The organism is Sphingomonas sp. 22176, assembly GCF_052045505.1.
Lineage (GTDB): Bacteria > Pseudomonadota > Alphaproteobacteria > Sphingomonadales > Sphingomonadaceae > Sphingomonas.
The window spans coordinates 541,099-566,028 of the sequence record NZ_JBQEPL010000002.1 but is presented as its reverse complement, the minus strand read 5'-3'; the positions used below and the strand labels follow the sequence as shown (position 1 = coordinate 566,028).

General features: G+C 67.7%; 24 protein-coding genes. 14 read left to right on the top strand and 10 right to left on the bottom strand.

What is annotated here, in order from left to right; translation table 11 throughout:
- Positions 1-11 precede the first annotated feature (11 nt).
- Both ACTJKY_RS10460 and ACTJKY_RS10455 read left to right on the top strand, forming a co-directional pair.
- Positions 12-659, top strand: a complete 648-nt coding sequence (locus ACTJKY_RS10460) for a FliH/SctL family protein (protein WP_440845906.1) — start codon at positions 12-14, stop codon at positions 657-659.
- Between the two features lie 68 nt (positions 660-727).
- Complete coding sequence (locus ACTJKY_RS10455; RefSeq protein WP_440845904.1) at positions 728-1,822, top strand: catalase family protein; 1,095 nt, start codon at positions 728-730, stop codon at positions 1,820-1,822.
- A 43-nt stretch (positions 1,823-1,865) separates the two neighbouring features.
- Here ACTJKY_RS10455 and ACTJKY_RS10450 read toward each other — a convergent pair whose 3' ends face one another.
- Both ACTJKY_RS10450 and ACTJKY_RS10445 read right to left on the bottom strand, forming a co-directional pair.
- Entirely contained in the window at positions 1,866-3,530 is a 1,665-nt protein-coding gene (locus ACTJKY_RS10450) for a hypothetical protein (protein WP_440845903.1), read from the bottom strand.
- A 129-nt stretch (positions 3,531-3,659) separates the two neighbouring features.
- Positions 3,660-4,442, bottom strand: coding sequence for a polysaccharide deacetylase family protein (locus ACTJKY_RS10445; protein WP_440845902.1), 783 nt, complete (start codon positions 4,440-4,442; stop codon positions 3,660-3,662).
- A 192-nt stretch (positions 4,443-4,634) separates the two neighbouring features.
- On the opposite strand from ACTJKY_RS10445, the gene fliF reads away from it, so the two are divergent.
- From fliF to ACTJKY_RS10415, 6 genes are all read left to right on the top strand, one after another.
- Complete coding sequence (gene fliF, locus ACTJKY_RS10440) at positions 4,635-6,239, top strand: flagellar basal-body MS-ring/collar protein FliF (protein WP_440845901.1); 1,605 nt, start codon at positions 4,635-4,637, stop codon at positions 6,237-6,239.
- Positions 6,240-6,250: 11 nt separating this feature from the next.
- Positions 6,251-6,604, top strand: coding sequence for a flagellar motor switch protein FliN (fliN, locus tag ACTJKY_RS10435; RefSeq protein ID WP_440845899.1), 354 nt, complete (start codon positions 6,251-6,253; stop codon positions 6,602-6,604).
- Positions 6,604-7,935, top strand: a complete 1,332-nt coding sequence (locus tag ACTJKY_RS10430) for a sigma-54-dependent transcriptional regulator (RefSeq protein WP_440845898.1) — start codon at positions 6,604-6,606, stop codon at positions 7,933-7,935. The genes fliN and ACTJKY_RS10430 overlap by 1 nt, the downstream gene beginning before the upstream one ends.
- Positions 7,936-7,958: 23 nt before the next feature.
- Positions 7,959-10,040, top strand: a complete 2,082-nt coding sequence (flhA, locus tag ACTJKY_RS10425) for a flagellar biosynthesis protein FlhA (protein ID WP_440845897.1) — start codon at positions 7,959-7,961, stop codon at positions 10,038-10,040.
- Between the two features lie 76 nt (positions 10,041-10,116).
- The gene (locus ACTJKY_RS10420; RefSeq protein WP_440845896.1) at positions 10,117-11,592 is read left to right on the top strand and encodes a flagellar hook-length control protein FliK; all 1,476 of its coding nucleotides are present in this window, start codon (positions 10,117-10,119) and stop codon (positions 11,590-11,592) included.
- 17 nt (positions 11,593-11,609) lie between these two features.
- On the top strand, positions 11,610-12,269 hold the full coding sequence (locus tag ACTJKY_RS10415; protein WP_440845895.1) for a flagellar hook assembly protein FlgD: 660 nt from the start codon (positions 11,610-11,612) through the stop codon (positions 12,267-12,269).
- 695 nt (positions 12,270-12,964) lie between these two features.
- Here the strand turns inward: ACTJKY_RS10415 and ACTJKY_RS10410 are convergent.
- The 6 genes from ACTJKY_RS10410 to ACTJKY_RS10385 form a co-directional block, all read right to left on the bottom strand.
- Positions 12,965-13,366 (bottom strand): hypothetical protein, encoded by a 402-nt coding sequence (locus tag ACTJKY_RS10410; RefSeq protein ID WP_440845894.1) that lies wholly within the window; start codon positions 13,364-13,366, stop codon positions 12,965-12,967.
- Between the two features lie 143 nt (positions 13,367-13,509).
- Positions 13,510-14,364 (bottom strand): flagellin, encoded by an 855-nt coding sequence (locus ACTJKY_RS10405; RefSeq protein ID WP_440845893.1) that lies wholly within the window; start codon positions 14,362-14,364, stop codon positions 13,510-13,512.
- A 236-nt stretch (positions 14,365-14,600) separates the two neighbouring features.
- Entirely contained in the window at positions 14,601-15,350 is a 750-nt protein-coding gene (gene flgH, locus ACTJKY_RS10400) for a flagellar basal body L-ring protein FlgH (protein ID WP_440845892.1), read from the bottom strand.
- A 12-nt stretch (positions 15,351-15,362) separates the two neighbouring features.
- The gene (gene flgA, locus ACTJKY_RS10395) at positions 15,363-15,791 is read right to left on the bottom strand and encodes a flagellar basal body P-ring formation chaperone FlgA (protein ID WP_440845891.1); all 429 of its coding nucleotides are present in this window, start codon (positions 15,789-15,791) and stop codon (positions 15,363-15,365) included.
- Entirely contained in the window at positions 15,791-16,573 is a 783-nt protein-coding gene (gene flgG, locus ACTJKY_RS10390; protein ID WP_440845889.1) for a flagellar basal-body rod protein FlgG, read from the bottom strand. Before flgG ends, flgA begins: the two co-directional genes overlap by 1 nt.
- Before the next feature lie 22 nt (positions 16,574-16,595).
- Positions 16,596-17,336 carry a flagellar hook-basal body complex protein gene (locus tag ACTJKY_RS10385; protein WP_440845888.1) on the bottom strand — a complete coding sequence of 247 codons (741 nt, stop codon included), beginning with the start codon at positions 17,334-17,336 and terminating at the stop codon, positions 16,596-16,598.
- A 117-nt stretch (positions 17,337-17,453) separates the two neighbouring features.
- Between ACTJKY_RS10385 and ACTJKY_RS10380 the strand changes: the two genes are divergently transcribed.
- From ACTJKY_RS10380 to ACTJKY_RS10365, 4 genes are read left to right on the top strand one after another with little or no spacing between them, the layout of a single operon-like run.
- A complete protein-coding gene (locus ACTJKY_RS10380; RefSeq protein WP_440845887.1) occupies positions 17,454-17,999 on the top strand; it encodes a flagellar basal body-associated FliL family protein in 546 nt (181 codons plus the stop codon).
- Positions 17,996-19,009: a flagellar motor switch protein FliM gene (fliM, locus tag ACTJKY_RS10375; RefSeq protein ID WP_440845886.1), complete on the top strand. Its 1,014-nt coding sequence runs from the start codon at positions 17,996-17,998 to the stop codon at positions 19,007-19,009. Before ACTJKY_RS10380 ends, fliM begins: the two co-directional genes overlap by 4 nt.
- A gap of 1 nt (position 19,010) precedes the next feature.
- Positions 19,011-19,418, top strand: a complete 408-nt coding sequence (locus ACTJKY_RS10370) for a DUF6468 domain-containing protein (RefSeq protein WP_440845885.1) — start codon at positions 19,011-19,013, stop codon at positions 19,416-19,418.
- A complete protein-coding gene (locus ACTJKY_RS10365; protein ID WP_440845883.1) occupies positions 19,418-19,984 on the top strand; it encodes a MotE family protein in 567 nt (188 codons plus the stop codon). Before ACTJKY_RS10370 ends, ACTJKY_RS10365 begins: the two co-directional genes overlap by 1 nt.
- A gap of 152 nt (positions 19,985-20,136) precedes the next feature.
- On the opposite strand, the gene ACTJKY_RS10360 is transcribed toward ACTJKY_RS10365, so the two are convergent.
- On the bottom strand, positions 20,137-20,553 hold the full coding sequence (locus ACTJKY_RS10360) for a hypothetical protein (RefSeq protein WP_440845882.1): 417 nt from the start codon (positions 20,551-20,553) through the stop codon (positions 20,137-20,139).
- Positions 20,554-20,642: 89 nt separating this feature from the next.
- Between ACTJKY_RS10360 and ACTJKY_RS10355 the strand changes: the two genes are divergently transcribed.
- Entirely contained in the window at positions 20,643-20,858 is a 216-nt protein-coding gene (locus ACTJKY_RS10355) for a hypothetical protein (protein ID WP_440845881.1), read from the top strand.
- Complete coding sequence (locus ACTJKY_RS10350) at positions 20,858-22,681, top strand: hypothetical protein (protein ID WP_440845879.1); 1,824 nt, start codon at positions 20,858-20,860, stop codon at positions 22,679-22,681. Before ACTJKY_RS10355 ends, ACTJKY_RS10350 begins: the two co-directional genes overlap by 1 nt.
- Here ACTJKY_RS10350 and ACTJKY_RS10345 read toward each other — a convergent pair.
- Positions 22,671-24,836, bottom strand: a complete 2,166-nt coding sequence (locus ACTJKY_RS10345; RefSeq protein WP_440845878.1) for a TonB-dependent receptor — start codon at positions 24,834-24,836, stop codon at positions 22,671-22,673. The genes ACTJKY_RS10350 and ACTJKY_RS10345 overlap by 11 nt on opposite strands.
- Between the last annotated feature and the right edge of the window lie 94 nt (positions 24,837-24,930).

Genomic DNA, 24,930 nt, shown 5'->3' with positions numbered 1-24,930 from the left:
AGCATGGCAGCATGAGCATCCATGTCGAACGTTTCGCCTTCGACCGTGTGTTTTCGGCCCCTGTGCCGGACAAGAAGCTGGTCAACGAGGACGCGCTGATCGAGCTGGCCGCGCTGCGCGCCGAGATCGCGCTGCTCAAGGCCGATCAGCAGGCAGTGATCGACCGCGCCCGTGCCGAGGGCTTCGAGGCGGGGCTCGCCCAGGCGCGCGCCGAGCGCGAAGTGGCGCTGCTCAGCGCCGTCGATGCGCTGCACGCCGGTATCGAGGTGATCGACGCCCAATTCACCGAAATCGCCGAGCGCGTGACCAGCGAGGCGACCGAAGTCGCGCTCGCCGCCGCCGACCATATCGCCGCGCGTGCGATCGAGCGCGCCCCCGGCGAAGCGATCGACGCGGCGATCGGCCGGGTGCTCGGCCAGGTGGCGCGTGGCACCGAACTCCAGGTGCGCGTCCACCCCGATCTGGTCGAGGACATCGAGGCCAAGATCGTCGATCGCCAGTCCAAGGATCGCCGCAAGCTGAGCCTCACCGTCGCTCCCGACGCGACGCTGGCGATGGGCGATGCGCTGATCAACTGGGACGAAGGCGGCCTCGCGCTCAACGCGCAAGCGCGCCGCGAGGCGATCACCGCCGAACTGGAAAGCCTGCTGCTCCACTGAGCACCGCCGACGGAACGGCAGATCGGGCGAACGGTTGAAACCCTTCGAACTTTCGAAGGGAAATTCTCATGTCGCAGCCCGTCCGTTTCTCGCCGTCCGTCGAACAGCCGCAGCCCGACGAGGCGGAGACGATCGCCGGGCTGAAGGAACAGTTTAAGAAGATCCTCGACACCACCTCCGAGGACTATCAACACGCCGTCCGCTCGGTGCATGCCAAGGGGCACGGCCTCGCGCGCGGCACCTTCACGATTGCCGACGACCTGCCGCCCGAACTCGCCCAGGGCCTGTTCGCGACGCCGGGCAGCCATGAAGCGATCCTGCGCTTCTCCACCAATGCCGGCGACATCCTCGACGATTCGATCCGCCTGCCCCGCGGCGCCGCGCTCAAGGTGCTGGGCGTCGAAGGCGAACGCCTGCCGGGCAGCGAGGGCGACACGACGCAGGACTTCGTGATGGTCAACGCACCCGCCTTCGCCGCCCCGGACGCCAAGAAATTCCTCGGCAATCTCAAGCTGCTCGCCGGCACCACCGACAAGGCCGAAGGCGCGAAGAAGCTGCTGTCCGCGGTGCTGCGCAGCTTCGAAGCCGCGATCGAGGCGGTCGGCGGCAAGTCGGCGCTGCTGAGCAGCCTTGGCGGCGCCAGGCCCGTGCACCCGCTGGGCGCCACCTATTACAGCCAGACGCCCTATCGCTACGGCGACCATATCGCCAAGTTCCAGCTGGTGCCGGTGTCGGGCATCAAGGACTTTGCCGAGGATACGATCAACGCCACCGGCCGTCCCGACGCGATCCGCGAAGCGGTAAACGAGCTGCTCGCCGAACAGGGCGGCACCTGGGAACTGCGCGTGCAGCTGTGCACCGATCTGGAGAAGATGCCGGTCGAGGATGCCTCGGTTGCCTGGGACGAGGACGAAAGCCCCTATCGCACCGTCGCGACGCTCCAGGTCGAGCCGCAGGTCGGCTGGGTATATGGCGAGAGCGAGAAGATCGAGGACCGGCTGTCCTTCGCGCCCTGGCACGGCCTTGCCGCGCACCAGCCGCTCGGCGGGGTCAACCGCGCCCGCAAGGAACCGTACAAATTCTCGGCGGACTATCGTGGCCGGTTCAACGGCTGCCCCATGCACGAGCCGCGGGCACTCGACGAACTGACCGTCAAGGCCTGAACCGAGCGGGGCCGCCGAAAACGGCGGCCCTCCCCGCGTGCGATCAGCCTTGGTGCGGATCGCGCGGATGCTCCGGCCGGGCGGGACGCTGCGGCTCCGGATGCGGCCGCGCCTGCTCCGCCCGCGCCGCAGCCTGGGCACGTTGCTGCTGCGCCAGCTGTACCCGGGCTTGCGCCTGCTGGCGCGCCTGTGCCTGCTGTCGCTGCTCGGCCTGGGCGCGCACCGCCTGCTGCTCGCGGGCGCGCGCCTGCGCTTGTTGCTGCGCCAGTTCGCGCTGGGCGGCCTGTTGGCGGGCGCGTTGCTGCGCCTGCTGCTGGACCTGTTGGCGCTGCGCCATCTGCGCCCGTGCGCGCTGCTGCGCAGCTTGCGCCTGACGCTGGCGCTCCGCCGCCGCTTCGCGCGACCGTTGCTGGGCCTGTTGTTGCTGCTGCACGCGCTGCGCCGCCGCCTGCCGGACACGCTGCTGCTCGGCCGCCTGCTGGCGCATCCGCTGCTGGGCAGCCTGTTGTGCCTGCGCCTGTGCGCCCCGCTGTTGTGCCTGACGCTGGGCGAGCTGCTGCTGCGCCTGACGCTGCCGGGCCTGCTGCTCGGCGAGCTGGCGCTGCTGTGCCTGCAGGTTCGCGCGCTGCTGCGCCTGTTGCTGGAAAGCGAGCCGCTGCTGGGCCTGTGCCTGTGCCTGCCGCTGCGCCGCCATCTGCTGGGCCTGGCGCTGCGCCGCCTGCTGCTGGGCGATCTGCTGGGCGCGGATCTGTTGCTGCTGGCGCTGTGCCTCGGCCTGGCGATCGCCGCCGAACCAGTTGGGCAGCCAACCGCGCTGGGGCTGCGGCTGCGGCTGCGGCTGCACATAGGCGACCGGCTGCGGTGCCGGGGTACGGAAGCCCTGGCTCTGCCACGCGGCAAAGCGCTGGGCGGCATAGGCACGGCGCTGACGTTCCTGCTGCCAGACCGCCTGTTCCTGCGCGGCATGCGCCTGGCGATAGGCCTGCCATTCGGCCTGTCGCGCCTGCGCCTCGGCCCATTGCGCGTTGGCAGCGGCGATCTCCGCGCGCCGCGCCGCCCAATTGGCCGCAACCACGCCGCGATGCTCGCGCTGTGCCGACAGCTGGTAGAGATATTCCGCGCGGTCATAATAGCGCGAGGCGATGTCCGCGCGGCCAACATAGGCGTTCGCCGGCAGCAGGTCGCCGCCCGCGTCATAGACCGCGACCAGATCGTCGCCCGAATAGGCATAGCTGTAGTCGGGATCGCGAACGAGATAGGGCTGGTCCGCGCCGGCCTGATAGTAATAGTAACGATAGCCGCCGTCGACCGGCTCGGCATAGCGGCGGTCGCCGACGCTGGTCTGCCACACCCAGGGCGAGACGCGGCCGTCGTCATAGGCATAATCGGGCGGCGCGTCGCCGATGGCATGGGCGACGCCCTCGGCGCGATCGAGATAGGCATAGGCGTCGCTACGCTGGGCAACCTGCGCCACCCGCACCCGCCGCGTTGCAGGGAGAGCCGCGGCCGGCGGCGCCGAGGCGAGCGACGTCGCGGCGCCAGGCTGCAGCGGCACCGCCGCCGGCAGCGCCGGCAGGGCATCGGCCATATTGGCCATCGATGCGTTGCTATTCGCCTGCTGCGCCGGCGTTCCCGGGCTGCAGGCGGCCAGCGCCACGGCGAGCACGCTCACCGAAAGCATGGCGGGGCGTTTCCACAGATCGGACATGACAGCTCCTCAGTTTCTGCCCCCTTGCCGCAGCTTCTGCCCGTTCCAGGCTGAACCTGCGCTGGAGCGACCGTTCATCGGCCGTCAAACGCCCATCCATGGTTTCGGATGCGCAAGCATGCGCGCCGATCAGCCCAAAACGAGACGGCGCATCTGTTCGCCCACGGTGCGGATCGCGAGCCCGCTCGCCAGCACCATGTCGAGCAGCGCCTCGTGCTGCGCCGCAGTCACCGCGCCGTCGCTCTCCGGCCCGGCGCCGACCTGGTGGAATACCAGGATCGCCCAGCGCCGCTCGTGCCGCGCCAGCTGGAGATAGTTGAACACGTCGAGCGACTGCGCGTCATAGCCGATCGCGAGCGCCTGCAGGCGATACGGGTGCCGCCGCACCCAGGTCGCCGGGTTGGGCGGCCCCTCGCTGTTGCGCGCGCTGATCATGCCCAGCCGTTTGAGCAGTGCCTCGTAGCGTGTCCGCTCCGCACTCGCGCTGCCGGGGCCGAGGTTGGTGACGTCGCACGGATAGGCGAAATCATGCGGCCGCGCCGGGCCCGCCACCTTGTCGAGCCAGGCCTCCAGCGACAGGAACTCCTTCTCGGCATAGGTCTGCGGCGTGAGCGGACCAATGTTGCATGGATGGTGCACGGTGTGTGCGCCGAGCTCATGGCCGCGCGCCGGCATCTTCTCCCAATCGCCGACCCGGTCGACGATATTGTCCCAGGTGACGTAGAAGGTGCCGCGCAGGCCACGCCGCTCCAATGCCGGCGCCGCCACGTCGAGATGCGAGGGCAGCCCGTCGTCATAGGTCAGGCTCACTGCCCCGTCCGCCGCGCCCGCCGCCTCCGTCGCCAACGCGCGCGGTGCGCCGAGCACCAGCGTCGCCAGGCCTGCCGCAACGGCCCGTCTGTTCACCCGCATCTCGCTTCCATTCATGGGGCTGCTCTTGGCTCCAGCCGCGGCCGCGCGCAACCGTGCTTCCGCAGCTCCGCGTAAGCCGAACGACTGCTAGGCAAAAAATTCCCACCCGGCAGAAACTGCCGCTCCGCCCGCCGCCTATAAGACCATTAACAAGGGGCATTCCGCGCCCCGTAGCTACTGCATGGGGCGGCTTTGGAAGCGATCAAGAATCTGGTGGCGCAACTCGGCACCAAGCGGCTCGCGATGATGGGGGGCGTGGCTTTCGCCCTGCTCGCGGCGCTGACTTTCGTGGCGATGAGCAGCTCCAAGTCCAACATGGGCTATCTCTACACCGATCTCGATCCGGCCGCGGCCTCGACGATCACCGAGAAGCTGAAGGCGCAGAACGTGCCCTACACGCTCTCGGCCGACGGCACCGCGATCATGGCGCCCGAGGACAAGCTCGCCCAGCTGCGGATGAGCATGGCCGGGGAGAAGCTGGGCGGCAAGATCGGCTATGAGGTGCTCGACGAGGAGCAGCCCTTCGGCGTCTCCGCCAGCCGCGCCAAGATGAACGAGACGCGCGCCATCGAAGGCGAACTCTCCAAGTCGATCCAGACGATCCAGAGCGTCACCGCTGCGCGCGTCCATATCGTGATGCCCGAACGTGCGATGTTCGCCAACGAGAGCCGCAAGGCGACCGCTGCCGTCACCATCAAGACCAAGGGCCATATCGGTTCGGAGCAGGTCGCGGCGATCCGCTATCTCGTCTCCTCCTCGGTCCCCGAGCTTTCGCCCGACGCCGTCTCGGTCGTCGACCAGACCGGCGCGCTGCTCGCCCGCGCGGGCGATCCGGACACCGCCGCCGCCGGCGATGCCGACGAGCGCCAGCAGACCGTCGAAGGCAAGCTGCGCGACGAGATCGAGGCGCTGCTCCAGCCGATCGTCGGCGAGGGCAAGGTCCGCGCCGAAGTGTCGGCCCAGATCGACCGCGACCAGACCCGCGAGGAATCGAACGTGTTCGATCCCGACAAGCAGGTCGTATCGCGCCAGGTGAGCGTCGAGACCGGCGACCAGAACAAGGAAAACGATGCCGGTCCGCAGACCGCCTCGGTCGCCAACCAGATGCCGGACGCCAAGGCCAATCCGGGTGCCCCGGGCAGCTCGCGCCAGTCGGCCAGCAACCAGACCTCGGAAGACACCACCTATTCGAACAGCTCGACCAAGACGGTCACGCTGCGCTCGCCGGGCAAGGTCACCCGCCTCACCGTCGCGGTGATGGTCGATGGCGGTCCGAAGGGCCTGCCCGCCGATCAGATCCAGCGCCTGCAGCGCCTGGTGGAAAATGCCGTCGGCATCGACACCCAGCGCGGCGACAGCGTCGTCGTCGAGAGCATGCCCTTCTCGGCAGTGCCGGTGGACGAGGCCAAGGAAAGCATCTTCTCCAAGCTGCCGATGGACCGGATCTGGACCTTCCTGCAGCTCGCCCTGATCGCCGGTGTCGGCCTGCTCGCCCTGCGCATGCTCAAGCCCAAGCCCGAGCCGCTGCCCATCGAGCCCGAGATGAACATGCTCGCGGCGCAGCAGCAGTCCGAAGAAATGCGGGCGCTGACCGCCCTCGCCGCGGACGGCGACCCCGACGCGCTCCAGAAGCTCGAGCAGATGCAGGTCAGCGAAACCGCGCTGCTCGATCAGGAAATCGCCCTCGCCCAGGTGGATGGGCGGATCAAGCTCTCCGCCCTCAAGCGGATCGGATCGGCCATCGCGGCCAGCCCGCCCGAGGCCGCCTCGGTGATCCGCCAGTGGATGAACGCATAGGATTTTAGCAGATGACGATCGATCCCCACGACATCATCCCGTCGGACGGCAGCGAGCCCCAGCCGGCCCCCGACTTCCAGGATTTCGAACTGCCGGGCAGCACGCCCGAAGCCCATGGCGCCACGGCCGGCCTGGAAGCCGTGCACGATGTGAAGGTGAAGGTGCAGGCGGTGCTCGGCCGCGCGCGGATGCCGATCGGCGACCTGCTCGCACTCAGCTCGGGCACCGTGCTCGAACTCGATCGCCGCGTCGGCGAGCCGGTCGACATCTTCGTCAACGATCGCCTGATCGCCCGCGGCGAAGTCGTTCTGATCGATAACGCGCTGGGCGTGACGCTCACCGAAATCGTGCGGCCGGATCGCTGATGGCCAGCGCGATCCGCATGCTCCTGATCGGCGAACCCGGCAGCGAGTTCCGTCTCGCCGCCGAGCTCGCCCGCAGCGCCGGCGCCGAAGTGGCGATGGCCGACACGCCCGGCGACGGGCTGGTCGAGCTGCGCCAGGGCGGTGCCGATCTGGTGATGATCGACGTCGAGGCGGACATCGCCGCCTTCATGGCGAGCATCCGCGCCGAGCGCTTCACCATCGCCGTGCTGGCCTGCGGCATCGACGCCCCCGCAGAGCGCGCGGTGGCGGCGATCCGTGCCGGCGCGCGCGATTACGTACCCCTCCCCCCGCAGCGCGAGCTGATCGCCGCCGCCATCGCTTCGGTGGTGGAGCGCAAGGCCCCGGCCTGGATCGGCGGCCACCCGGCGCTTGCCCGCGCGCTGTCGCTCGCCGCCGGCGTGGCGCCCAGCGCCGCTCCGGTGCTGATCACCGGCGAAAAGGGCAGCGGCAAGGAAATGATGGCGCGTGCGGTGCACGATGCCTCGGGCCGTCCGCAGCCGATGCTGGTCGCAGAATGCGCCGGCGTCGCGCCCGACGTGATCGAATCCGAACTGTTCGGCCATGAAGCCGGTGCCTTTCCGGGTGCCGTCGCCCGCCGTATCGGCCGGCTGGAAAAAGCCGGGCATGGCACGGTGCTGCTCCGCGAAGTGGGCATGCTGTCGCCCGCGCTGCAGGCCAAGCTGCACGAAGTGCTGCAGAAGCAGCAGTTCCGCCGTCTGGCGGGCCACGAAACCATTCCCTTTCATGGCCGACTGATCGCCACTTCGAGCCTCAATCTCGACGCACTGGTCGAAAGCGGCACGTTCCGCGCCGACCTTATGGTGCGGCTGGGGCTGGTGCGCGTCGAGGTGCCGCCCTTGCGCGCCCGCGGCGAGGACATCATCGCGCTCGCCCGCTATTTCGCCAAGCGCCACGCCGAAGTCGACGGCCTGCCGCCACGCGCCTTCACCGACGAGGCGATGGCACTGCTCCAGCGCTATGTCTGGCCGGGCAACATCCGCGAGCTGGACGAGACGGTGCACCGCGCCATCCTGCTCGGCCGCGGCGCCGCGATCATGCCGGGTGATCTGGTGCGCGCCGACGGCACGCCGCTCGCCGAGCTCAACACGGAGACCAACCCCCTGGACATCAACAGCCTGGTCGGCCGCACAGTGGAAGAGGTGGAGCGCGAGCTGATCCTGCAGACGCTCGAGCGCTGCCACGGCAACCGCACCTCGGCGTCGAACATCCTCGGCATTTCGGTGCGGACCATGCGCAACAAGCTGCGCAGCTTCATCGACGCCGGCATCGCCGTCTCGCCCGCGCCCTGACCTCCAGTTTCCGGTAGCAGCCCATGCCTCCCGTCGTCCTGAAGTTCCTCGACCGCATCGGCGCCAACCGCGACATGGCGCTCGCCGGCGGCGTGATCGCGATCATCGCGATGCTGATCCTGCCGATGCCGGGCTGGATGCTCGACATGGGGCTTGCCCTGTCGATCACCATCTCGGTGATGATCCTGATGACGGCGCTGTTCATCGAGAAGCCGCTGGAACTCAGCGCCTTCCCGACGATCCTGCTCATCGCGACGATGCTGCGGCTGGGCCTCAACCTCGCCTCGACGCGTCTGATCCTGGGCCACGGCCATGAAGGTCCGGATGCCGCGGGCGGCGTGATCGGTGCCTTCGGCGAATTCCTGATGGGCGGCGAGACGATCATCGGCCTGACGATCTTCATGATCCTGGTGGTGATCAATTTCGTCGTCATCACCAAGGGCGCCGGCCGTATCGCCGAAGTCGCCGCGCGCTTCAGCCTCGATTCCATGCCCGGCAAGCAGATGGCGATCGACGCCGATCTCTCGGCCGGCATGATCAACGAGGAACAGGCCAAGGCTCGCCGCGCCGAAGTAGAGGCCGAAAGCGGCTTCTACGGCGCGATGGACGGTGCCTCGAAATTCGTGAAGGGCGATGCCGTCGCCGGCCTGCTGATCACCGCGATCAACATCGTCGTGGGCCTCGGCATCGGCGTGATCGAGCATGGCGTGCCGATCGGCGAGGCCTTCCGCACCTATACCGTGCTCACTGCCGGCGACGGTCTGGTCAGCCAGATCCCAGCGCTGATCGTGTCGACCGCAGCAGGCCTGCTCGTCTCCAAGGGCGGCGTTGCCGGCAAGACCGGCGCAGCGCTGGGCGATCAGCTCGGCCGCTACCCCAAGGCGTTCGGCATGGTGTCGTTCCTGATGGGTGCGCTGGCACTGATGCCCGGCCTGCCCTTCATCCCGTTCGCCGCTTTCTCGGCGCTGTCGGGCTGGGTCGCCTGGGAAATGTCGCGCCGCTCCACCGCCAAGGCCGCGCGGGAGCGCATCCAGGCGGCGCAGGAAGTCGCGCAGTCGCAGGCGGTCGAGCAGCCGATCTCCGAGACGCTGGCGATCGACGCGGTGCGCATCGAGATCGGTTATGCCCTGCTGCCGATGATCAACGACGATACGCGCGAACCGCGGCTCGACGACCAAGTGCGCGCGCTGCGCCGCCAGATGGCCACCGAATACGGCTTCGTGCTGCCGGCCGTGCGGATCATCGACAATATGGGCCTGAAGCCCAACGAGTATGTCATCTCGATCAAGGAAACCGAGGCGGCACGCGGCGACATTCGGCTGGAGAAGCTGCTGCTGATCAATCCGGGCGGCGGTTCGGTCGGCCTGCCGGGCGAAGTCACCAAGGAACCCGTGTTCGGCCTGCCGGCGCTGTGGATCGATCGCGAGCTGCGCGACGAAGCCGGCTTCCGCGGCCTCACCGTGGTCGATTGCGGCACGATCATCGCGACCCACCTGACCGAGCTGGTGAAGGAAAACATCGCCGATCTGCTCTCCTATACCGAGACGCAGAAGCTGCTGACCGAAGTCCACAAGGAATCGGAAAAGCTGGTGGCGGACATCATCCCCTCCAAGGTCTCGGTGTCGAGCGTCCAGCGCATCTTGCAGAACCTGCTCGCCGAGCAGATCTCGATCCGCGACATCCCGACGATCCTCGAGGGCATCGCGGAATCGGCGCCGCTCACCAGCAACCTGACCACGATCACCGAGCATGTCCGCAGCCGCCTGGCCCGCCAGATCAGCGCCTCGCAGGCGCGCGGCGACGCGATCCCGGTGGTGACGCTCTCGGCCGATTGGGACCAGGCCTTTGCCGACAGCATCCTCGGCGCGGGCGATGATCGCCAGCTGGCGATGGCGCCCTCCGCGCTCCAGCAGTTCATCGGCGCGGTGCGCGAGACCTATGACCGGCTGGCGCAGGACGGCGAGATTCCCTGCCTGCTCACCAGCCCCTCGATCCGCCCGTTCGTCCGCTCGATCATCGAGCGCGTCCGCCCGGCGACGGTGGTACTGTCGCAGAACGAGATCCACGCCCGCGCGCGCATCCGTGCGCTCGGCGTAATTGGCTAACCCGCAGCGATCGCTCCGGCGATCGTCCTATAATGGTTTGGAACGGCCTCTTTCCGGCCGCGCAAGAGGCGACTGCATGAACGTCACGAACATCGGCTCCCCCTTCGCCGCCCCGGCTTCGCAGGAGGGCACCGCGAATGCGGCCGCAGGCACCGGCTTCGCCGGATTGCTGGGCGGAGTCGGAACCGGTGGCGTAAGCGGCTGGGCGGGCCAGGGGCTCGTCTTTGCCGGTGCGGGCACGACCGGGCTGCTCGGCGCACAGACCGGCGCGCCGCTGCTGCCGGGTGCCCCTGATGCGAGCGCGGTGCCGGGCGACAAGCCGCAGGTGGGGATGACCCAGCTGCTCGCCACCGCCGTGCCGGCTACCGTCACCCCGCCGGTCGCTACCGGCGGCAACCCGCTCGCCGACGCCATCGCCAAGGCGCTCGCCGATGCCCGTGGCAAGGCGGGCGACACGGTGGTGACGCCCGGCGAAACGGCAAAGCCCGACCTCGCCGCACCCAAGCCGAAGCCTACGACCGTCGACGCCAAGCCGGCGGCGACCGACCCGCTTGCCGAACTGCTCGAAGCGGCCGCGCCCAAGCCGGCCGAAGACGCCGCGCCCGCGCGCGCGATGGCGGTGGTCAAGGTCACCAAGCCGGCACGCGGCGCTGGTGGCGACAAGAACGGCCTCGATCCCGCCGGCGCCCCGCTGCCCGCGCCGGACGCAACGGCCCCGGTGGTCGTACAGCCGATCGCGGTGCCTGTCGCCCAGCAGCAGCCGACAGCCCAGCCCGCCGCCACGCCGCAGCCCGCCGCGCAGAGCAAGACGAGCGGCGTGACCGGCCCGCGCTATGCCAAGGCGGACGCCCTGGCAGGCAACGATGCCGGGCCCGCGCAGACCACCAATGACAAGCTGGCCGACCTCGCCGATGCGGTCGCCGCGCGCCCCCATGGCGGCGGCGGTGCCGATGGCGGCAATGCCGGCGACCATGGCCAGCAGAATTTCGGTCAGCAGCTCGCCGCGACCGACACGCACCAGGCCGGCACCGGCACGGGCACCGTGCCCTTCCCCACCGCATCCGGCCATGTCGCCCCGGCAGCGAGCGCGGTGCCCGCCGCGCCCGCTGCGGAGCCGGTGCTCAACGCGCGCGCCGGCGAACTGGGCCGCAGCCTGGGTGTCGAGATCGCCCGCAAGGTCGACGCCGGCGAGGATACGCTACGCGTCCGCATGAACCCGGCCGAACTGGGCCGCGTCGAGGTCACGCTCGCCTTTGACGACAAGGGCCGCGTGCAGGCCACGATGCGCGCCGAAAGCCAGCACACCCTAGAGCTGCTCCGCCAGGAAGCCCCCGATCTCGGCCGCGCACTCGATCAGGCGGGCATTCGCAGCGATGCCAGCAGCTTCCGCTTCGAAAGCCGCGACGGCGGCACGAGCAGCGGCGGCAACGGCCAGCAAGCCTCGCAGCAGCAGTCGCGCGGCAGCAACCAGCAGTTCCACGACGAGCCCGAAGCCCAGACCGCCAGCTATCGGCCGGTCCGCAGCGACGGCCAGGTCGACCTCATCGCCTAACGCTCAGGAGTAGCGCTATGACCCTCGTTTCTTCCGCCACGACCAGCGCGGCGCAATCCGCCACCACAGACTCGTCCACCAAGCTGACGGCGGACTACAACCTGTTCCTCAAGTTGCTGACCACGCAGCTGCAGAACCAGGATCCGACCAATCCGATGGACAGCTCGCAGTATACGCAGCAGCTGGTGCAATATTCGCAGGTCGAACAGTCGATCACCCAGAACAAGACGCTGAACTCGATCCTGTCGAGCCTCAACATGAGCTCGCTCACCTCCAGCTCGACGATGATCGGTCAGCCGGTGCAGATGGATTCGGACAAGGCGGGCCTCAGCGCCGCCACGCCGGCACAGTGGCAGTGGACCGCGACCAACCCGATCGACAAGCTGACGGCCACCATCACCGACAGCAAGGGCAAGACGGTCGACAGCTTCGACGTCGACGTGCAGGGCAGCTCCGGCCAGTTCAGCTGGGACGGCAGCACCAAGAACGGCACCAAATATACCGACGGCCTGTACCAGCTGACGCTTTCCGGCACGACGACCGCCGGCGCCAAGATCAGCACGACCGCCAACGCCATCGGCAAGGTGGACGACGTTCAGATGATTAGTGGATCGCCGGTGGTATCGATCAATGGAGCCCAATACCCCACCAGCATGATTTTGCGCATCACCAAATAAACATTGCACTCCGTAGCATCGCGTACGGAAAGGTGCTTAAGTAAAAATCCTGGACCTACTTAGATCAGGATTCGTTTCTCTTCCAACGCGTTTTGCGATATAACAATAACAGAAGCAGCGAGGACGTTCCGATCCCCTCACGATCCTTGCGCTTCCTTATTTGCCGAGCGCCCCCGCTCGGCATAGCGGCAGGCCAGTTCCCCCCAACTGGCCTGCCGCTCGCATTTTGCGGACCCGGCGGTCCCCTCCCCCTCCCCACGATATCGGCGTTTCCGGCACCGCGCGCAGCACGGCCTAGCCGCAGCCCCATCCGCACGCACGCCCTCCCCTGGGAAGGCGCGTGCCCGCAGGTACAGGCCGTCGCACACACGGACGGCGCGTCTCTGTCGTGCGGATCTTGGGGGTGTCACCGGATACCGTGAACGACACCACCATCGGCGCAACGCTACCGCCAGGCGGATTGGAGACGGCGCTACCCAGGCTCGCGCCCCGAGGGCCCAGCCGGGCTGTCGCATCGCAGATGATGGGTCGACAGGCCATAGGCCTTCCCGCGAAGACGGGAACCCGTTCGCCTGAAGACCTGGGGAACAAGAACCGCAATGTCAGCGCCGATGGATCCCCGCCTTTGCGGGGAGAGCAAGGCACGATCGACAAGCGCTATTGCCCCGCCGCAGCGGGCGCAGAACGACGTTAGATCAGTGGACGCGCGCCTCGGCGCGGCGGATCAGTTCGCGCGCATGGGCGGCGACGATGCACAGCTCCGCATAGAGCCGGTCCCAGAAGGGAGCGGCAATCTCCAGGCCGGCGGCGCCTTCCTGGCTGAGCACCAGCGCCGCGCTGGGATCGAGTTCGAGCCGGAAACGGGTGGCGAACATGCCGTCGACATGCTCGTCGGGCAGCCCCTGCGGCACCGATAGCCGGGCCGACATGATGTAGCCGGCAAGCACATCGACGCCGTAGCCGTCGAGCAGGATGCGTGGCCGGCCGCCGAGGTCGGGACGTTCGACGACGATCAAGGCACCCGAGGGATGCTCTTCGACGCTGACGCGCAGGCGCCCGCCAAAGGCATCGGTGATTTCGCGAATCCTCGGAAACAACGCCGATCTCCCAGTTTCCCATCATTATAGAAGCGGAAACCATATTACCCGCGATGAACGCGGGCAAAAAAAGAGGGCCGGGATGGCGAACCATCCCGACCCCCGCAAACCTTCGGCCCCCCAGGGTTGGGGCCTTGGGCTTATTAGCGGAACAGCGAAGTGATCGTCTGCGGCGCCTGGTTGGCGATCGACAGAGCCTGAACACCGAGCTGCTGCTTGACCTGCAGAGCCTGCAGCTTCGCCGATTCCTTCGCCAGATCGGCGTCGACAAGGTTGCCGATGCCACCGTCGATCACGTCCGACAGCTTGCTGGTGAAGGTCTGCTGCGCGTCGATCTTGCGCGAAGCGGCACCGAGCGTGCTGAGCGTGGTCTTCAGGTTGTTCTGGGTCGTGGTCAGCGTGTCGACCATCGCCTGGGCATTCGCCTGGGTGTCGATCTGGCCGGACGACGCGACGGTGATCGTCGTGCCGCCGAGGTCGAGACCCTGGTTCGCCACGGTGAGCGAGTCCGGGTTCCACGCAGTGGTCGAGGTGTTCGAGTCCTGCAGCGACTGCAGCGCGGTCACCTGACCACCCGAAGCCTTGAGCAGGTTCGTGCCGTTGAAGTTCGAACCGTTCACGATCGTGGTGATCTGATCACGAAGCGCGGTGAAGTCCTTGTTCAGGGCGTCACGGGTCGAGGTATCGATACCGGCGTCAGCGGCCTGCGTGGCCTTAGCCTTCATCTGGTTGATGACGTCGGAGATCTGCTCGGCACCGGCAACGGCGACGTCCGTCACGCTCTTGGCGCGGCTGAGCGACGACGAAACCGCCTTCAGGCCGCCCAGGTCGCCACGGAGGCCCTGTGCGATCGTGTAGGAAGCCGAGTCATCCTTGGTCGAGGACACCGACAGGCCGGTGTTGATGCGGCTCTGAGTGGTGGCCAGGTCCTTCTGCGTCCCGGTCAGGCTCTGGAGAGCCGCCATTGCGCCGACGTTCGTGTTAACCGAAAAAGCCATGATGATTTCCTTCTTGGAAGTAGAGCCGCTTCTGCGACCCGGGCCGGAAACGCCGACCCTCGACCGGGCACAAATGCCCTGTACGTCCATTGTGGGAAGAAAATCGAACCGACCAAAATTCTCCTGAAAATTTTGATGGTTACTGGAAGATTAAGATAAATATTCGGTAAATGTGAAAAGGGCCCGCCGGGATGTCCGGCGAGCCCTTTCTTGCTCGTTAGCCTTTTCCAGCGTCGTCAGAACGGAAAAAGCGCATCGTAGATCTGCTGGCCCCAGCGCGCCTGCTGCGCATCGGTCAGCTGGCCCTTCCCGCCATAGATGACCCGCGCCTCGGCGATCTGGCTGTGCTGGATCGAATTGTCGCGGGCGATGTCCTCCGGCCGGATGAGGCCGGTGACGATCAGCTCGCGCATCTCGAAGTTCACCCGCACTTCCTGGCGGCCGCGGATCATCAGATTGCCGTTGGGCAGCACCTGGGTGACGATGGCGGCCATCGTCATGTTGATCGTCTCGGATCGGTTGGTGGTGCCGCCGCCGGTATATTTGGAGCCCGAGCTGGTATCGACGAGCTTCGACGGATCGCTGCCGGTGAGCTTCTGGAGCGGCTTCTGCAGGCCCAGCAGGCTGGAAATGCCGCTGGTTTCGGAGCCGCCGCGGGTGCGCGAGGTGTTGTTGCCGATATCGGCCTTGTCCGCGATCGCGATCTTGATCGTCAGGATGTCGCCCACCCGACCCGCGCGCTGGTCGCGGAAAAAGGCGCCGGCGCCGGTGCGGAACAGCGATGCGGTCGGCGCATTGGCCGGCTGTTCGGGCCGCACGCGGTTGGAGCGATCGAGCGGCGACGCGAGCGACGGCTCGAGATCGGGCGCGTCGACGGGTTGCATCGTCGACAGCTTGGGCGCCTTGCCCACCGTCTTCAACCGGCCGACCGCACCGCAGCCCGAGAGCGTGGCGGTGAGCGCCAGCGCGAGAATGATCTTACGCATGTACCTAATCCCTCAGGGAGTGGAGATCCGCACCGTGCCCGATCCATCGACAATGCCGTCGACGGTGCGATTGGTGGCAGTGACGACGATCCGCACCGGATCGCCCTGGGCACCGCTGCCCAGCGCGCGGCCGGCGGCAGTGATGACCATCGCGCCGGAGACGATCTTGGCCGTCACCGGCTCGCCGCGCTTCACCAGCTGCGGCTTCATCACGTCGCCGCGGCGAAGCAAGGTGCCGGGGTTCAGGGCGCGCGTCGCGTCCATTCCCACGACGTCTTCCGGGCGAAGCGCGCCGCGCGCGTTCGCCTCGGGGCGGGTTTCGATCGAGAGGGCACCCATCTCGATCCGCTCCCCGCGCGCGACCGGCTGCTGGACCACCGCCACCGGCACGTCCTCGGCAGGCATCGCCGCGCGCAGCAACAGGGCCAGCAGCGCCGACATCAGCGCAGCTGGCTGGTCGTGGCCAGCATGTCGTCCGCGGTCTTGAGGACGCGGCTGTTCATTTCATAGGCGCGCTGCGCCGTGATCAGCGAAGTGATCTCGGACACCGGATTGACGTTGGACGCCTCGATGAAGCCCTGGGTCAGCGTGCCGATGCCGGTATCGCCCGGCGAACCGACCGTCGGCTGGCCCGAGGCGGCGGTTTCGAGGAACAGGTTGCCGCCCTTCGCTTCCAGGCCGCTCTCGTTCATGAAGGTGGCGAGCTGGAGCTGGCCGAGCTGCTGCGGCTGGGTATTGCCGGCGACCGTCACTTCCACCAGGCCGGTCTTCGACACGCTCACGTCCAGCGCGCCCTGCGGCAAGGTGATGCCCGGCTGCACCGGATAGCCGTCCTGCGTCACCAGTTCGCCCTGGTCCGAGATCTGGAACGAGCCGTCGCGGGTATAGGCGGTGGTGCCGTCGGGCATGGTCACCTGGAAATAGCCCTTGCCCTGGATCGCCATGTCATAGGGGTTGCTGGTCTGGGTCAGCGCGCCCTGCTCGTTGATGCGGTAGACGCCGCCGGTCTTCACGCCCGAGCCGATCTGGATGCCGGCGGGCACCTTGGTGTCGCCGCCGGTGGACGAGCCGGGGCGCGAAACCTGCTGGTACAGCAGGTCCTGGAACTCGGCGCGCTGCTTCTTGTAGGCGGTCGTGTTCATGTTGGCGATGTTGTTCGAAATCACGTCGACATTGGTCTGCTGGGCCAGCATGCCGGTCGCGGCGATGGAAAGCGTACGCATGGAGTTTATCCCTTCGTGAAATTCAGCTGACGCGGCCGAGCTTGTCGATCGCGCTCTTGCGCAGGTCCGACATCGAGTTGGAGAGGTTCTGGCTGGTCTGATAGGCGCGCAGGATCTGCATCATGTCGGTGGTCTCGACGATCGCGTTGACGTTCGATCCCTCGACGCCGCCGCTCACCAGCTTGGTCTCCGATGCAGCCAGTTCGCGGCCGCCGGTGCCAGTGAACATGTCGTTGCCGCGCGGATCGACCACCGCCTCATTGTCGAACACCGTTACCGCGATGCGGCCGAGCGGGCCGTTCTCGCCCATCACGGTGCCGTCGGGGTTGACGTTGACCTTGCCGGCTTCTTCGGGCGGAATCTTGATTGGCTTGCCGCCCTCGCCCAGGATCACCTGGCCGCCGGAGGTGGCGAGCTCGCCGCTCTCCAGCACCTTCACATAGCCCGCGCGCGTATAGGCGGTGGTGCCGTCGCCGGCCTGCACCGCCAGATAGCCCGGCCCGTCGATCATCACGTCGAGCGGATTGCCGGTCGGCTGGAAGGCGCCGTTCGAGGCATCATGCACCGCGCCGTAATCGAGCACGAACGAGGTCTTCTCGGCGGCTTTCACCGCGCCGTCAGTCTGTTCCACATATTCGCGGAACACCGGCTGCTCGCGCTTGAACCCCACCGTATTCATGTTGGCGATGTTGTTCGCCACCACGTCCATCCGGCGCTTGAGCGCCTGCTCCTGGCTGAGGAGCACGTAAGAGGAGATGTCCACCGGACCGTCCTTCGAAAAATGGTCACTAGGCAGAAATTGCCGGGTGACGCTTCTATAATAGAGGGAAATCGGACGTGCGGACGCCGCGGCCGATAAATCGGAAGGTCCAGGGTTATTATGTCGGCCGAGATCGTCGAGGATAAGAGCGCGCAGGAGACCCCGGCGCCCAACAAGAAGAAGAAGCTGATCATCATCGGCGCCGCCACTGTGGCTGCGCTGACGCTGGGCGGTGGCGGCGCCGCTTTCTTCATGGGCGGCAAGAGCGCGGCCAAGACCGAAGCGCATACCGAGGAAGCCGCGTCTGCCGAAGGCGAAGGCGCGGCCGCGGAAGGCGAAGGCGGCAAAGAAGGCGAAGGCAAGGGCAAGTTCGTCGACATGCCCACCGTTTCCGTCAACCTGCGCTCGCCGGACGGTTCGCCCCGCTTCCTGAAGCTGCACCTGATGCTGGTGCCGGGCGCGAAGACGACCGCCGACGCGCTCAAGGAAAAGCTGCCGGTGGTGCTCGACGCCTATCAGCCCTTCCTGCGCGAACTGCGCCCCGAGGATCTCGGCGGTTCGGCGGCGGTGTACCGGCTGAAGGAAGAGCTGATGGTGCGCGCCACCCGCGTGCTCGGCCCCGGCATGGTCAAGGAAGTTCTCATTCAGGACCTGATCCAGCAATGATCGATCTAGACGATTTCGACCTTCCCGATCCGCCCGCGGCTCCGTTCGGCGACGATATCGGCAATTTCGGCCAGGCGGACATCGACGCCCTTTTCGGCGGCAGCGAACCGGTTCTGAAGAAGAAGGGCCTGCGCGCCGTTCTGGAATCGAAGGTCATCAGCCACGAACGGCTGCCGATGCTGGAAGTGGTGTGCGACCGCGTGGTCCGCAGCTTCGCCAGCTCGATGCGCAACATGACCTCGGACGCGATCGACGTGAGCCTGGAGGAAGTGACCTCGGCCCGCTTCGGCGAGTTCATGAACCGCGTGCTGCTGCCGGCAATGGTGGGCGTGTTCAAGATCGCGGAGTGGGAAAGCTATGGCCTGATCACGGTGGAATCCGGCCTGATCTATTCGGTGGTCGACGCGCTGCTCGGCGGCCGCGGGAGCAACACGCCGACGGTGATCGACGGCCGCGGCTTCACTCCGATCGAAACCTCGCTGGTCTCGCGCGTGCTGGAAACCGCGCTGCGCGACTTCGCCGACGCGTTCGAGCCGATCGAGCCGGTGAACATGAAGCTGGAGCGCATCGAGACCAATCCGCGCTTCGCCGCGATCGCCGCCACCTCGAACATCTGCGCCATCGCCACCTTCCGCGTCGACATGGACGGGCGCGGCGGCTGCATCACCCTGGTCTTCCCCTATGCCACGCTGGAGCCGGTACGCCACAAGCTCCTGCAGCGCTTCATGGGTGAAAAGAGCGGCCGCGACAGCATCTGGGAGGCGCACATGGCCTCCGAGGTCCGCAAGACCAACGTGACCGTCAACGTGCTGCTCGGCGAAAAGGCGCTACCGCTCTCGGATCTGGAAGAGCTGGAAGTCGGCCAGACCATCGCCTTCGACAAGAGCCCCGACGACGCACTCGATATGGCGTGCGGCGACATCAAGCTCGCCCAGGCCCAGATCGGCCAGCGCAGCGGCCGCGTCGCCGTGCGCCTGGTCAACGACGTTTCCCGCACGAGGAAGAAGTAACATGAGTATCGCGCTTTTCGCCAATGTGCTGACGATCATCCTGTGCGTGGCCGTGCTCGTGCAGAGCATGCGCATGATGCGCAGCCTCCGTGCCGTGAAGGACGGCGCCCTCACCGACGTGGTGAAGGCGCTGGACCATGCGACCGTGCAGGCCCGATCGGTGCTTTCCGACATGAAGCAGACGCTGGGCACCGATTGCGCGCGCCACGCGCGGCTGGTGGAGCAGGCCCGCGATCTGCGCGACGAGCTGTCGGACATGATCGGCATCGCCGATAGTGCCTGCGAGCGCATCGTCTCGGCGGTGAGCCTGGCCAATGCACTGCGCGTCGCCGGCGACGAAGCCGCGGCCCAGGAAGCCGAAGCCGAAGCCTCGACCGACGAAGCGCCTGCCACGCGTGAGGCCGCGTAATGGCGCGTCCCTCCCTGCTGCTGCTGATGGCGGCGGCCTCCGCGATCGCCGCGGTGGCCAATGCCGCCAGCATCGCCACCGGCGATCAGGACGGCACCAACAAGACCCGGCTCGGCAACTCGATCGAGCGCGACCTGAGCGCGCGCGACCAGGATGCCGCCAAGCGTCAGCGCGCGCTCGATCTGCGCGAGCAGGCGGCCAAGGCTGCCGAGCAGCGGCTGGCGGCGAGCGTCGAGGCGCAGCAGAAGGAAGCGGCGGCCGGAGCGCCCGGCGCGACTGGAGCTCCCTCCCCCGCCGAAGCCCAGTTCGACGAACTGGCCCGGATCTATCAGGCGATGAAGCCTGCCAAGGCCGCGGCGGTGTTCGAGCAGCTCGACATGGAAGTGCAGATGAAGGTGGCCCAGCGCATGCGCCCGGCTTCCACCGCAGCGATCCTCGCGGCGATGTCGCCCAAGGGTGCGGCATCGCTCAGCATGGCGCTGGCGCGCAAAAGCGCGACGAAGCCGATCGCGGCATCGGCGCAGGCCGGGCCCACCGCCGGCAGCCCGGCGCGCAAGCCGGGCTGAGGCCTCCTCTTTCCAGCGCAGTCGTCCCGGCGAAAGCCGGCATGACGCGCCGGCAAGAAGATGGAACGCAAAAACGCCGTCGCGCCGGTTCAAACCGGCACGACGGCGTTTTCGTAGACACGGGCGTCGGCAGGAGGCGCCTGCCCGAACGATCAGTTCTGCGAGGCGCCCACTTCGACGATCAGCACGCGATCGAGGTCGGGCGCCACGGTCTTGAGCGCGCCGGTCAGCGTCTTGTCGAGATCGGCGACGTTCACCGCGCGCATCGCCGAGGCGTCGAGTCGCGCAAATTCCACACCGCCGGCGATCGCCGCCATGCGCAGATTCGGCATCGCCGCGGTCAGTTTCTCGGCGGTGGCGGCGTCGTGCACCTCCAGCACCAGCTGGAAATTGAGCGTGCCGGCCACGCGATCCGAATCGACGATCGGCACCGCGATCGGCTCCATCTTCACCAGATGCGGCCCCTCGCCTTCGCCACCGCCGCCGGAGGCCAGCGCACGGCCCGCCGGCAGCGGCGAAACCGCTATTGCCACCAGTCCGAGCATCGCGAGCTTCTGCTTGCCGCGCACCAAATTTCTCCTGCTAATCGTATGGGTGCGGCCGCCACTGCAGCCACGCACGTCCTATAAATAAGGGACAAGCACTTAACGGATTACAAATGAGCCACGATCAACGCCCCAGCCGGATGCGCGTCGTCGCCGATCCGGGCGCGCGCGGCAATGCCGTCGACACCAGCGAGACGCAGAACGGCCAGCCAGCCAAGGCCGATGGCGTGGCCGCCGGCGGCCTGCCGATCGTGCCCGCCATGATCTTCATCATCGCCTGCATCCTCGGCGGCGCGGTCGTCACCTATCTCATGGCCGGAGCCCATTGATGCGCCATTTGCTGATCGTCGCATTGCTCGCCAGCACCGCGGCTGCCCCGCCCAGTGATCCCGCGCACGCGCCGGCCGAGCATGGCGCCGCCCCCGCGACACCCGCGGCCGACGCACCCGCCCCCGCGGCGTCTGCCGCCGGCCGCCCCGTGCTGCCCCCCTTCGCCGCCACCCTTGCGCAGATGCCGATCGTCACCGACAGCCGCGAATGGCCCGAGCTGAGCGAGGAAGCTGCGTGGGACGAGATCATCCACGCCAAGCCCGAAACCCACCAGCTCGCCCGCTGGCACTATGTCGGCTCGCTGATCCGCCGCGGCATGGGTGCCGAGGCGCTGGGCGTGCTGGAGACGATGGAATCCGATGACGAGGACCTCGCCCTCGTCGCGCCGTTCCAGCTCGCGACCGGTGCCGCGCTGGTGATGATCGGCCACAATCGCGACGCGGTCGAAGCGCTGTCGCTGCCCGAGCTGGAAGGCAATGCCGAAGCCTGTGCCTGGCGCGTGCGTGCCCTGGCCGGCACCGGCGACGCCAAGGCCGCCGCGCGCCAGATCAACTGCGCCGTCCCCGCCATCAACGGCCGTACGCCGCAGGAGCGCAAGCCCTTCACGCTCGCCGCCGCGCGCGGCGCGATCGCCATCGGCCAGGGCAAGCCCGCCATCGCCTGGCTCAAGCTGTTCGGCGAACAGGACCCGCAGGCCAATCTGCTGCGCGGCATGGCGCTGCTCGCTTCGGGCGATCCCGCCGAAGGGCTGTTCCGCCTGTCGCGTGCCGAGCTGAGCGGCTCGCCCGAGGTTCAGGCCGAGGCACAGCTCGCGCGTATTCAGGGCGACCTGAAGCTCCACCGCATCGATCCCGTCGAAGGCGTGAAGCGCCTCGAAGCGCTGCGCTATGGCTGGCGCGGCGACGAAACCGAGGCGAACGCGCTCCGGCTCGAATATCAGCTGGCGCTGGAGACCAACAACCACCGTGCCGCGCTACGCAGTGCGGCAACGCTGTTCCGCTTCTACCGTCCGGACGGCGATTCCGGTCCGATGCTCAAGCAGATCCAGACCTGGCTCGCCGAGATGCTGGCGCCCGACAGCGGCACCCCGCTGCCCGAGGCCGCCGGCCTCTACTGGGATTACAAAGAACTGGGGCCTGCCGGCGCGGAAGGCGACGCGCTCGCGCTGCGCTTGGCCGAGCGGCTGCAGGACGCCGGGCTCTACCCGCGCGCGGCCGAGCTGCTCCAGTATCAGCTGATGCAGCGCCGCCAGGACGTGGCGCAGGGCCCGCTCTCGGTAAAGGTGGCGTCGCTGTTCATCCTCTCCGGCGATCCGGTGAAGGCGCTCGACACCCTCCACGCGACCGAACAGGCGAGCTATTCGGACGCGATGCGCTTCGATCGCAAGCGGATCGAGGCGGTGGCGCTCTACAAGCTGGGCCGCGAAGATGCGGCGATGGCCGCGCTGGACGGCGTGCCCGGCGGCAGCGGCGTGCGCAGCGAAATCCACTGGCGCACGCGCAACTGGGGCTCGTTCATCACCGAGAACGAAGCCACCCTGCCCCCGCCCGGCGCGATGACCCCGCCCAACCAGGCGATCGTGCTCCGCCAGGCGGTGGCGCTGGCGATGCTAAACCAGGAATCCAAGCTGCAGGCGCTGCGCGCGCGTTACGGTGCCGCGTTCAAGGCGCTGCCGAGCGCCCAGGCGTTCGAGCTGCTGACCCAGCCGTCACCGACCGTCGATCCGGCCCGGATCAGCGCGGCGATGGCGGCGATCCCCGAAGCGAGCCCGACGGGCGCGATCGGGGACCTGATGGACGCAACGACCTCTACTACAGGCTGAAGCGCAGCGTCGCGCGCAGGTCCCGGCCTGCGAGCGGCGCATAGTCCTTGAGATAGCTGCTCGCGCGTCGCGCCTCGACGTCGAACAGATTGTTGGCGGACAGCGTCAGCGTCGTGCCCGGCATGGTCGGGAACGGCTTCAGGCTGAGCGTGGCGTTGACCATGGTGTAGGGGGCGGTGCGCGTCTCGAACGCGGCGATGCGGTTCTGCACGAACACGTGTTCCGCTTCCACCCGGCCGGTGATCCGTTCCGACTGCGCCTCGATTCCGCCCAGCACCCGCGGCGCCGGGATCCGCGGCGCGGGGCCCTCGTCGACGATGTTGGCATGGACATAGTCGCCCAGCGCATCGAGGTTGACGGTATAGTCGCCCAGCTGCGCCAGCCGCACCGATCCTTCCGCCTCGAACCCGTAATAGCGTGCGTCACGCTGGGTAAACTGGAAGCAAGGCAGATCGACGGTGCGCCCGCTGGGTGCCGCTGCCGCCTCACAGACCGCCTGCGGCGCCTGGTTGTCGCTGATATAGTTGGAGAACCAGTTGTAATAGGCCGAGGCGTCGAAGCTGTAGCCATCGCCATGCGCGTGCACAGTGGCTTCCAGTCCCCAGCTCTTCTCGAGCCGGAAATCGGGGCTGCCCAGCTCATAGGCCTCGGTGCCGGCATGCGCGCCGTTGGCGAACAGCTCCTCGGCCGACGGCGCGCGCTCGGTGTGCGACAGGTTCAGGCCGATCCGCAGGTCACGCGCGACGCCGTAGGAGGCGCCGACCGAGCCCGACAGCGCCTGGAAGCTGCGCTTGCCGTTGAAGAAGCGCGTGTCGTCCAGCACCGGATTGGCCGAGAGATCGGTGAACTCGTAGCGCAGCCCCGCCTCTGCCTTGAGCGCGCCCATGTCGAGCTGCTGGAGCGTGAACAGGCCGACCTGCTGGGTCTTGTTCTTGGGCAGGAACGCCTCGTCACCCTTCACGTCGAAGTCGCGCGCGAAATACTGGACGCCGCTCGCCCCCTTCCAGGCGCCGTGATCGGCCTGGACCAGCTCGAGACGGCCTTCGAGACCCTTGTTGTAGAAGGCGGTGCCGACGCCGCCATCGGGCTCCAGCTCGAAATGGCGATAGGCAGCATAGCCCGCACGCAGCCGCACCTTCTGGAGGAACCCGCCGCCGGTCTCCGCCTCGGCGCGCAGGTCGAGCCGGTTCTGGACGACGCTCAGCCGCGGTGCCTCCTGGCCTTCGCCGGGCTGCGTGGCGAAGCGGATCGGCACGCCGTAGAGGCTGTCATAATGGCTGTAGGCAATGCCGAGCGTGCCGGTATCGGTGATGATCGCGGCCCCCGCGCCCGCCGTCCAGGTCTTGGCGGCGCTGTTGGGCAGGCGGTTCTTCACGGCGGCATTGGCGGCGAAGTCGATCGGCTCGGGGTCGTTGGGATCGGCGGGTAGCGCCGCGCTCGCCAGCGCCTGACGGCGCTTGTCGGCGGTGAGCGCATAGCCGCCGATCTTCAGGTCGCTGGTCTTGGCATAGGAACCGTCCGCGTGCAGCACGAGGTGGCTGCCCACCGCGACGTCCCCTGCCCCGCCGACCGAGCGCTCCTCCGCGGCCGAACCATAGGTGCCGATGCCGCTCAGCCGATAGCCCTTTTCCGGCATGCTGCGGGGAATGCGGCTGTCGATCACATTGACCACGCCGCCCATCGCCGACGATCCGAACAGCAGCGCCGAGGGACCGCGCAGCACCTCGACGCGCTCGGCGAGCAGCGGATCGATGATCACCGCGTGATCGGCCGAGGTGTTCGACACGTCGATCGAGCCGATCCCGTCGGTCAGCACGCGCACCCGCTCGCCCTGGAAGCCGCGCAGGATCGGCCGTGACGCGTTCGGCCCGAACGAACTGGCCGACACGCCCGGCTGGCGTGCCAGCGTCTCGCCGATCGTCGGCCGCAGGTTGCGGGTCAGCTCCTCGCCGGTGACGACCGAGGTGCCGGACAGCACGTCGGTTTCGCTTTGCCGATAGGGCGCGGTGACGATGATCGCGGGCGGCTGCTGGGCGGCCGGATCCTTCGCCTGCTCGGTCTCGGGATGCGCCGGCGTGTCGGTGTCGGGATTGGCGAACGCCGACAGCGGCAGCAGCACGAGCGAACAGGAGGCGAGAAGGACGCGACGCGACATCAAATTCCACTTTCTGAAGGGGGCGTGACGCGAGGATGTACTGGGCATGATATATAGTATCAAGAAAAATGTGGTCTGCGCGCGCATCCGCTGG